Annotated in this window: 7 protein-coding genes and 1 pseudogene; 3 read left to right on the forward strand and 5 right to left on the reverse strand. The window is 71.6% G+C overall.

Going from position 1 to position 9,894, the window contains the following annotated elements; genetic code table 11:
- The coding region (locus TA90_RS05540) for an aconitase family protein (protein ID WP_043535021.1) at positions 1-1,193 on the forward strand (1,193 nt) is incomplete at its 5' end.
- Positions 1,194-1,400: 207 nt separating this feature from the next.
- On the opposite strand, the gene TA90_RS05545 is transcribed toward TA90_RS05540, so the two are convergent.
- The 3 genes from TA90_RS05545 to TA90_RS05555 all read right to left on the reverse strand — a co-directional run bounded on the left by TA90_RS05545 (position 1,401) and on the right by TA90_RS05555 (position 4,891).
- Entirely contained in the window at positions 1,401-1,628 is a 228-nt protein-coding gene (locus TA90_RS05545; RefSeq protein WP_043535022.1) for a helix-turn-helix transcriptional regulator, read from the reverse strand.
- Positions 1,629-1,955: 327 nt separating this feature from the next.
- On the reverse strand, positions 1,956-2,603 hold the full coding sequence (locus tag TA90_RS05550; protein WP_074015313.1) for a dihydrofolate reductase family protein: 648 nt from the start codon (positions 2,601-2,603) through the stop codon (positions 1,956-1,958).
- A 287-nt stretch (positions 2,604-2,890) separates the two neighbouring features.
- Positions 2,891-4,891, reverse strand: coding sequence for a S9 family peptidase (locus TA90_RS05555; RefSeq protein WP_043535023.1), 2,001 nt, complete (start codon positions 4,889-4,891; stop codon positions 2,891-2,893).
- A 170-nt stretch (positions 4,892-5,061) separates the two neighbouring features.
- Between TA90_RS05555 and dxs the strand changes: the two are divergent.
- Positions 5,062-7,106, forward strand: a pseudogene (gene dxs / locus TA90_RS05560) (1-deoxy-D-xylulose-5-phosphate synthase).
- A gap of 130 nt (positions 7,107-7,236) precedes the next feature.
- On the opposite strand, the gene TA90_RS05565 reads toward dxs, so the two are convergent.
- Both TA90_RS05565 and TA90_RS05570 read right to left on the reverse strand, forming a co-directional pair.
- Positions 7,237-8,580, reverse strand: coding sequence for an AI-2E family transporter (locus tag TA90_RS05565; protein ID WP_074015314.1), 1,344 nt, complete (start codon positions 8,578-8,580; stop codon positions 7,237-7,239).
- Positions 8,581-8,606: 26 nt separating this feature from the next.
- Positions 8,607-9,272, reverse strand: coding sequence for an HAD hydrolase-like protein (locus tag TA90_RS05570; RefSeq protein ID WP_074015315.1), 666 nt, complete (start codon positions 9,270-9,272; stop codon positions 8,607-8,609).
- Positions 9,273-9,427: 155 nt separating this feature from the next.
- Between TA90_RS05570 and TA90_RS05575 the strand changes: the two genes are divergently transcribed.
- Entirely contained in the window at positions 9,428-9,892 is a 465-nt protein-coding gene (locus tag TA90_RS05575) for a MarR family winged helix-turn-helix transcriptional regulator (RefSeq protein WP_043535027.1), read from the forward strand.
- Positions 9,893-9,894: the final 2 nt, after the last annotated feature.

Below are 9,894 nucleotides of genomic sequence, written 5' to 3' on the forward strand. Positions count from 1 at the left end.
CCTGCATCGGCAACTCGGGGCCCCTGCCGGAGCCGGTCTCCCGCGCGGTCAACGACCACGACCTGGCCGTGGTCTCGGTCCTGTCGGGCAACCGCAACTTCGAGGGCCGCATCAACCCCGACGTCAAGATGAACTACCTGGCCTCCCCGCCCCTCGTCATCGCCTACGCGCTGGCAGGCACGATGGACCACGACTTCGCCCACGAGCCACTGGGCAGGGACCAGGAGGGCCACGACGTGTACCTGGCGGACATCTGGCCCGACGCCGGTGAGGTCCAGGCCACCATCGACGCCTGCGTGGACCGGTCCATGTTCGAGAAGGACTACGCGGACGTCTTCGCCGGCGACGAGCGCTGGTTGGGCCTCGAGACCCCTGAGGGAGACACCTTCGCCTGGGACGAGGACTCCACCTACGTGCGGCGTCCCCCCTACTTCGACGGGATGCCGGCCGACCCCGAGCCCGTCACGGACATCCACGGTGCGAGGGTCCTCCTCAAGCTCGGTGACTCCGTCACCACGGACCACATCTCACCGGCGGGCTCGTTCAAGCCCGACACGCCGGCGGGTCGCTACCTCCTCGAGCACGGGGTGGAGCGGAGGGACTTCAACTCCTACGGGTCCCGCCGGGGCAACCACGAGGTCATGATCCGCGGCACCTTCGCCAACATCCGCATCCGCAACGAGATCGTCCCCGGGGTCGAGGGCGGTTTCACCCGCGACTTCACCCGGGCCGACGCTCCCGTCGTGCCGGTCTACGACGCTGCCCAGAGCTACCTCGACCGTGGCACGCCCCTGGTGGTGCTCGGCGGCAAGGAGTACGGTTCCGGGTCCTCGCGCGACTGGGCCGCCAAGGGCACCTCACTGCTGGGGGTGCGCGCCGTCATCACGGAGAGCTTCGAGCGCATCCACCGCTCCAACCTCATCGGGATGGGCGTGCTGCCCCTCCAGTTCCCCGAGGGGGAGACCCGCGACACCCTGGGCCTGGACGGCACCGAGGTCTTCGACATCACGGGCATCACCGCCCTCAACGAGGGCGAGACCCCGCGGACCGTCCACGTGCGGGCCTCCCGACCCGGCGCCGAGGACATCGGGTTCGAGGCGGTCGTGCGCATCGACACCCCCGGTGAGGCGGACTACTACCGCAACGGCGGGATCCTCCAGTACGTGCTGCGCCAGCTGGTCGCCTCCCACTGAGGACGGGTCCTCCGACGGCATCCGGGCCGCCCTCGTCGACACCGCGGGGGCGGTTCGGCCTTGTCCGGGCCGTCTCCCGGCGCGGGTGCCCGCCCGGGCTCCGCCGCCTCCCGGACCCGCCCCCGGCCGCCCGTGTTCCCCGGGCCCGGGGAGGACCTCCCACGAGGGCGGCACCGCGCCACGCCGCGCGGGGGCCCGCGGTCCCGTTCACCGCACCGGGGGGAAGTCCTCCGGGGAGTAGACGGACTCCACGGGCACGTCGAACCAGCGGGCGATGCGCAGCGCCAGGTGCAGCGAGGGGGCGTACTCACCGCGCTCGAGGTGGCCCACGGTCCGGTAGTGGATGCCCAGTCCTTCGGCGAGCTGGCGCCGTGGGACCCCGCGGTCGGCGCGCAGCACCGCGAGCCTGTTGTGGACGTGCTCCCCGGTGTCCACACGTGGCCCTTCTGCGCGATCCTCTCGCGCGAGGCGGTGAGCGCGCCCACGGTCTCGCGTCCGATGCCGCGCAGGAGGACGCGCGGGGCGAGCAGGTGGCCGACCACGGCCCAGGCGAGCAGGATCCCGAGACCGGGCAGCGGCAGGAAGGAGCCGGTCAGCTCCGCGGCCCCGGCGCCCGCCGGGAGGAGTGCCCAGCGGGCCACGTGGGCACTCCAGCAGAACGGCGTCACCCCGACCATCCACTGGACGGGCTCTGGGTGGACCAGTGGGGCGAACACCGTGCCGGATGTCGCAGCCATGCTGCGCACTGTGGCAGAGCTGCTGTCACTGCACGCGGAGGAAGGCGCTCCCCCCGGTGTTCCGGCGCCGGGGGACGAGCGGCCCCCTGCCGGCGACGGCGAGCCTGCGGTAGGTGATGCCGTGACCGAGCCACTCGGAGGTGGCGTCGCCGAAGGAGATCGGTGGGCACCCGTCGGGGAAGAGGCGCTTCCCGGAGCCGACCACCACGGGGAAGATGATCATGCGGTACTCGTCGACCAGGTCGGCGCGCTGCAGCGCCCGGACCACCTGCCAGGAACCGTGCACCTGGAGCTCGCCCCCGGGCCGTCCGCGCAGCTCGTCCACCAACTCGCAGGGCCGGCGGGCGATGACTCTCGTGTTCTCCCAGGTGGAGGACGAGGCAGTGGTGCTGATGACGAACTTGGGTGCCTCGTGCAGAGCCGAGGCGGCGGGATTGGGGCCCGCGTCGGCCTCGGACCAGTAGGGGCGCATGATGTCGTGGGTGCGACGGCCCAGCAGGACGGTGTCGGCCCGTTCGAACCAGCGGTCGATCACCTCACCCCATTCGGTGTGACGGACGAAGGGGAGGATCCAACCGCCCTGTGTGAACCCGCCGTCCGGGTCCTCGTCCGGGGACCCGGGTCCCTGGACCACACCGTCCAGGGTCATGAACTCGTGCACGACCACTCTCACGCCGCCACCTCCGCCTTCCGCCTCCGGCGCGCAGGTCGACGGGCGTCCGTCGGGGCCGTGCACCGCTGTGGCCGACAGCATAGGGCGGCACCCGGTGGCGCGCGCGGGATGCGGCCGGACCGGGGCCGGTCGACGGGTCGGGGCGGGGCCCCGACGGTGCCGTGACCGGTGCCTGCCGCGGCACGGGTCAGGAGGCCAGCGGGAGCCGGCAGAGGCCAGCGGGCGCCGTGCCGGTCCCGGGAGAGGTCAGCGGGCGCCCGCCCGTGCCGGGCCGTGCCCGTGCGGGCTCAGAGGTTCTCGATCCTGACGTCGGCGCCGCCGACGGTCGACAGGCCCCAGGCCCTGCCGTAGAAGCCCAGCTCGGTCGCCCAGGCGGTCCTGATGGTCGCTGCCTTGCGGAAGCCGTGGCCCTCCCCCTCGAAGGTGACCATCGCCACCGGGTGTCCCGCGTCGCGCAACGCGTCGTGGAGTGCGCGTGTCTGCGAGGGGGGCACCACGTGGTCGTCCGCACCCTGGAGCAGGAGCAGGGGGGCATCGATGTCCTCGATGTGGTCGATGGGGGAGCGCTGGTCCCACACCGGGTCGGAGAGGTCGCTGCTCCCGACGAGACGGAAGGCGTACTGGGACTCGAACTTGTGGGTCTCCCGCACCAGCGCGCGCAGGTCGGACACGCCGTAGAGGGAGGTCCCCGCGGAGAACGTGTCCGTGGTCGCCAGCGCCTGGAGGACGGTGAGGCCGCCTGCCGAGGCGCCGCGGATGGCGAGTCGGGAGGGGTCGACGAGTCCGCGCGAGACCAGGTGGAGCGCGCCGTCGACGCAGTCGGAGACGTCCATCTCGCCCCAGTGTCCGTTGAGGCGCTCCCGGTAGCCGCGACCGGCACCCGTGGACCCGCGGTAGTTCACGTCCAGGACCGCGAACCCGCGCGTGGTCCAGAACTGGCGGGACACGTCCAGGCCGGGCCGCGAGGAGGAGGTCGGGCCCCCGTGCACGTTGACGATGAGCGGGGGCAGGTCTCCCTCGGGAGCCGTGAAGCCGGAGTTGACGGGCGGGTAGTAGAACCCGTGGCAGTGCTCGCCGTCGGAGGTGTCCCAGGTCAGCAGCTGGGCGCAGGAGACCATGTCGGGGGCGACCTCGGCCTCGGTGGAGGGCCGGATGACGCGTGTGGCGCCGTCCTTGACCTCCACGATGGCGGGGGCGTGCGTGGCGGAGTCGGCGAGGAGGACCACACGACCGTCGGTGGAGGCCACGTTGCCGATCGGCCACCACCCGGTCGCCCACTCCTCCTCCATACCGTTGTCGAGGCGCACCGTCCCGACGTGCCACGTGAGGTCCTCCGCCCAGGAGCAGATCAGGTGGTCGTGGTCGAAGTTGTCGTAGGAGTGGAGACCGAGGCGCCAGTGCGGATGGGAGAAGGCCTGACGGCCGGGGTGGAGGGGACGGGTCCGCAGCCGCGTCGCCCAGGCGTCCGGCTCCTCGCCGTCGCGCCACACGAAACCCTCGGTGCGGTAGAGGTTGGCCCATCCGGTGGAGTCGTCCACGTGGATGAGGTCACCGTCCAGCGTCCAGCGGGGCTCGTAGACGCACACGTCGGGTCGGTCCACGAGGGTGACGGAGGTGCGCAGCTCGCCGCCGAAGCCCAGGGTCGCGACGTGCAGCTGCGAGCGCGTCCAGGGCATGTCCGGATGGTTCCAGGTCAGCCACGCGAGTTTCGTGCCGTCGGGGGACACCGAGGGCGCCTCGACGAAGTCGGTCCCGGAGAAGACGGTGGTGAGTGCGGAGCCGTCCCGCCCGGCCAGTCCGTCGAGGGGGATCGCGACCAGGGTGTTGACGGGCTCGCCGGGGGCGGAGTGGTCCTCCGCGACGGCGTAGACGATGCCCCGCACCTCGTCGATCTCGAAGTCCCCGTAGCGCACCTTCGACAGCGGGGTCAGGGGGACCAGCCCCCTGCTCGGCGCCTTGGTGTCGAAGCGGTAGACCCGGTCGTCCAGCCCGTCGGAGAAGACGATCAGACCGCCGAGCACCGCGTAGGCCCGGCCGCCGTACTCGTGCACACGGGTGCGTACGTCCACCAGTCGGACACCGTCCAGGAGCGGCAGCACCTCGGAGGTCTGACCGAGGGCGTCTCGGTGGAGCAGGACATTGCGTCCGGCCTCCTTGGGATGTCCCTCCACCCAGTAGGTGTCGGGGCCGTCCACCCGGACCTGGGAGAGCGTGACGCTGCGGGCCGTGAAGGACTCGCCGGTGATCGGCGAGTCCCATTCTCCGTAGGGGGCGACTGCTGGGGACATGGAGCACCTCTTCGGATCCGGGGACGTTCCGGCGCGCGGTGCACGCCGCTGTCCCGATCTTAGCCGCGCGGGCTGGTCGGGGTGCACGTGCGTCCCCGTCACAGCCCGTTCCGGTGCTCCCCGGGCGCCCCGGAGGTGGGCCGGGAGCAGGGACCACTAGAATCGTCGCCATGGTCCTCCCCGACAGTGCCGACGAGTTGCCCCTGCTCTCCCGTGTGCAGGAGCCGCACGACCTCAGGGACTTCACGCCCGCGGAGCTGGTGGACCTCGCCGGCGAGATCCGGCGCTACCTCATCTCCTCCGTCTCCCGCACGGGCGGCCACCTGGGGCCCAACCTCGGTGTCGTCGAACTGACGATCGCCCTGCACCGCGTCTTCGACTCGCCGCGCGACGTCCTCGTCTTCGACACCGGACACCAGGCCTACGTGCACAAGCTCCTCACGGGCCGCAAGGACTTCTCCCGGCTGCGTCAGGCCGGGGGGATCTCGGGGTACCCCTCACGCCAGGAGTCCCCCCACGACGTGGTCGAGAACTCGCACGCCTCCACCTCCCTGTCGTGGGCGGACGGCATCTCCCGGGAGAAGCAGCGCAGGGGATCGACCGCGTGGACCGTCGCGGTCATCGGCGACGGCGCGCTCACGGGGGGCATGGCGTGGGAGGCGCTCAACAACATCGCCGCGGCGCCCGACCGCAACCTCGTCATCGTCGTCAACGACAACGGACGCTCCTATGCGCCCACCATCGGGGGGATCGCCCACCACCTCGACGCGCTGCGCACCTCGCAGCAGTACGAGCGGACCCTCGCCTGGGGCAAACGGACGCTCCTGTCCATGGGGGACCCCGGTCGGGCCGCCTACGACGCCCTCCACGGTCTCAAGGCCGGGGTGAAGGACGTCCTCGCCCCCCAGGTCATGTTCGAGGACCTGGGGCTGAAGTACCTCGGCCCCTTCGACGGCCACGACGAGGTCGCCCTCGAGACCGCCCTCGCCCGGGCCCGCTCACTGCACCACCCCGTCATCGTCCACGTGATCACCGAGAAGGGGCGCGGCTACACACCTGCGGAGGAGGACATCGCGGACCGCTTCCACGCGGTGGGTCGAATCCACCCCGAGACGGGGCTCCCGGTCTCCCCGGCACGCTTCGGGTGGACCAGCGTGTTCGCCGACGAGGTCGTCCGCATCGCGCGGGAACGTGAGGACGTCGTCGCACTGACGGCCGCCATGACGCTGCCCGTGGGCCTGGGGCCGATGGCCCGGGAGTTCCCGGACCGTGTCGTCGACGTGGGCATCGCCGAGCAGCACGCCGTGACCTCCGCCGCGGGGATGGCCTTCGCCGGGGCGCACCCCGTGTTCGCGGTCTACGCCACCTTCCTGAACCGTGCGTTCGACCAGGTCCTCATGGACGTCGGCCTGCACCGCGCGGGGGTCACCTTCGTGCTTGACCGCGCCGGCATCACCGGGGACGACGGCCCCTCCCGCAACGGCATGTGGGACATCTCCATGCTCCAGGTGGTGCCGGGCCTGCGCCTCGCGGCCCCCCGTGACGAGCCCACCCTGCGTGACGAGCTCCGCGAGGCCGTGGCGGTGGGGGACGCCCCCACCGTCGTGCGCTACCCCAAGGGTGCACTGCCCGATCCCATCCCCGCGGTGCGCCGGGAGGGTGTGGTGGACGTGCTGGTCGAGGACCCGCAGGCGCCGTTCTCCCTCACCGGGGGCACCGCCGCGGATGCCGGTCGGTCGGGGGGGCCGGCCCCGGGGAGGACGTGGAGGGGAGCACAGGGGATGACTCCCCACGGGTGCTCCTCGTCGCCACCGGTTCGCTGGTGGCCGAGAGCCTCGAGGCCGCCGAGGCCCTGGCGGTGGAGGGCACCCACGTCACCGTGGTCGACCCGCGGTGGCTCCTGCCGGTGTCCCCGGACCTCACGGGGGTCGCCTCCCGTGGTTTCGACCTCGTCGTCACCGTCGAGGACGGGATCCTCGAGGGCGGGTTTGGCTGGGGGGTGCGCGACGCACTGGCCGACGTGGACGTGCCGGTCCTCGCCCTGGGCATTCCCCGGGCCTACCTGCCCCAGTCACGGCGCGCGACACTGCAGGCCGACCTCGGCCTGGACGCCGTCGGGATCGCGACGGCCGTCGGGCAGCGCCTGGGGAGCAGGAGGCGGGCGGGACGCACGGGTCTCCCGGTCCCGAGCGTCGTCCCCTCGGCGGGACTCTGAGGCGCGGGGGAGCGCGTCCGCAGGGAGACCACACGGAGCCCGGGACACACACGTCCGTCCCCGCCCCGCGGACGGGGGAGCCGCTGTGGGGCGGGACCCGCCGGCCGGCGTGAGCGTCAGGGCCGGGTGCTCAGTCCGCCGTGCGGGACCGACGACGGTCCGCGATGTAGTCGGGGAGGGGCCCCTCGATGGGCGGGTCGGACTCGTGCAGCTCGGAGAAGACCGCCCAGACGACCCCGATGACCGGGATCGCGATGACGGCGCCGAGCAGGCCGGCGGTGAAGGTGCCGATGGCGACGCCGACGCCGACGACCACCGGGTGCAGGGAGACCTGGTGGCCCATGATCAGCGGTTGGAGGACGTGACCCTCCAGCTGGCCGATCGCGGCGATCCCGACGCCGACGATCGCCGCCTTGAACAGTCCGTCGGCGGCCAGGGCCACGACCATGGCCACCACCATCGCGGTGGGGGCGCCGATGAGGGGGATGAAGGCACCGATGAACACGAGGACGCCCAGCGCCGGGGCCACCGGGACACCGAGCAGCTGGAGGAACACGCCCGCGAGGACACCGTCCGTGGCGGCCACGATCATCGTGCCCCGTGCGTACCCGGAGAAGGTGTACCAGCCGGCGGAGGCCGCACGGTGGCTGGTGTCACGCCTCCGCGCGGGGAGCAGGTTGAGGAACCAACGCCACATCCCGGTACCGGAGTGCAGGAAGAAGATCGTCACGAACACCGACAGGGCGATCACGGTGAAGACGAGTGCGACACTCGACACGTTCGAGAGGAGGTCTCCGGCGAGGCGGCCCCAGTTCGTCGCGATGTAGTCCTGGGCGTTGTCGACCATCTGGTCCATCCACGACGTCACCTGCTCGGGCGTGAGGGTGATGTGGAAGGGGGTCTTGCGCAGGAAGTCGATGATGATGTCGATGCCGTTGCTGAACTGGTCGGTCAGCTTGGGCCACTGCCCGACCACGGACGTGACGACGAGGGTCATGAGCCCCGAGAACACGCCGAAGAAGGCGAGCAGGGCGAGCAGGACCGCGAGCCAGCGGTTCACCCACCGGTCCAGAAGGTTCACCAGCGGGTTGAGGATGGCAGTGAGGAGCAGTGCCACGAACATCGCCGTGAAGACGGTGGAGATGCGGGCGAGCGCGAAGACGACGGCGGAGATGACGATGACCAGCCCGATGAGCGCCCAGGACCCGAGGCCCGCCTTGCGCAGCCACGGGGGGAGGTCACCGCGGCGGCGCCCGTCGCCACCCTGGACGAAACGGGCGGGTGATGGACGGGAGGACCCCATGAGACGCGGCGCGCTCGCCGTGCGTCCGGGTGCCCGGGGGGTGGCGGGGAGCGCGGCGGAGGCCGGCGCCGGCTCCCGGTGGACCTGGGGTGAACCGGCACCGCGCCACAGGTGCGACATACGTCGGCCCAGGCGTGGCAGTGAGAGGGGTCGTTCGGGGATGTCGTCCATGGGATCTCCCTTCCTCGTCGCCCAGCCTAGGCGGCGACACCGTCGAGCAGCAGGCCACGCGCCGCGGACACGTCCACGGCCACCGCGTCGGCGGAGCACAGTTCTCCCGGCTCCGCGTACCCCCATCCCGCCCCGATGACCGGGATCCCCGCGGCGCGCGCGCCCTCGACGTCCCACTTCCGGTCCCCGAGGAGGACTGGGCGGGTGGTGTCGACACCGAGCTCCGCGAGTCGCTCGAGGGCGGAGACGATGACGGTGGCCTTCGTGCAGGCCGGGTCGGGTGTCGCACCCGCGACCACGGTGAAGAGCGGGGCGAGGCCGAGGTGCTCGAGCTGGGCCCGGGCCATGGGTTCCTGCTTGGAGGTGGCCGTGGACAACGGGATCCCCGCGGTACGGAGGTCCGTGAGGAGGTCCACCACACCGGCGAAGGGGAGCGGGTCGAGGTACATGGTGGAGTAGACCCGCCGGTAGTGCGCCACTGCCCGTTCGAGCTCCTCGCCCCCCAGTCCCAGGTCCGCGAAGGAGGTCCACAGGGGCGGCCCCACGTAGCGACGCAGGGTGACGTCGTCGGGCACGGGCACTCCCATCTCCCCCAGGGACTGTCTGAAGGAACGCAGGACGGCACCGGCGGAGTCGACGATCGTGCCGTCGACGTCGAGGAGGACACAGGACCAAGGTGTGGGAACGGACACGCCGAGACCCTACGACATCTGAAAGTCATGAGGCTCACAGGTCCGCGGCGCCACCGCCGAAGGGCGCTGACCCTATGCTGCACGGGAAGGGGGAGTGGTCCCACCGCGACCCCAGTCTCGATGCGAAAGGACGACCCGTGGTCGATGCACCCGGCATGAACCCGATCAACGAGACCGGAAACAACCGCTCCGCGGCGTGGAGGGTCTTCTTCGAGGCCTCCGGTCGTCTCCAGGGCATCCTGGAGTCACGCCTCAAGCGTGAGTTCGGGCTCTCCATGCCCGACTACAACGTGCTCCTCGCCCTGTGGGAGGCCCCCGGCCGGGTCCTGCGCATGGGGGAGCTGGCCGGCAAGGTCGTCTACTCGCCGTCGCGACTCACCTACCTCGTCACGAACCTCGTCCAGGACGGATGGGTGACGAAGAGCCCGGCGTCCAACGACGGGCGCGGATACGAGGCGTCACTGACGGACTCAGGGGTCCAGACGGTGCTCGCGGCCACGGAACTCCACCAGCAGACGGTGCGCCAGTACCTGTTGGACGCGATGACCGACGAGGACATCGACCAGATCGTGAAGGTCTTCGGGGCGCTGGACCTGCGCCTGCGGGACCGCGCCTCCTGAGG

It is taken from the genome of Actinomyces polynesiensis (genome assembly GCF_000820725.1).
GTDB classification, from domain to species: Bacteria; Actinomycetota; Actinomycetes; order Actinomycetales; family Actinomycetaceae; genus Pauljensenia; species Pauljensenia polynesiensis.

Coding starts and splice junctions, on each gene's coding strand:
- TA90_RS05555 (WP_043535023.1), bottom strand. CDS start 4,891: ATGTCCCCAGCAGTCGCCCCCTACGGAGAATGGGACTCGCCGATCACC.
- TA90_RS05565 (WP_074015314.1), bottom strand. CDS start 8,580: ATGGACGACATCCCCGAACGACCCCTCTCACTGCCACGCCTGGGCCGA.
- TA90_RS05575 (WP_043535027.1), top strand. CDS start 9,428: ATGAACCCGATCAACGAGACCGGAAACAACCGCTCCGCGGCGTGGAGG.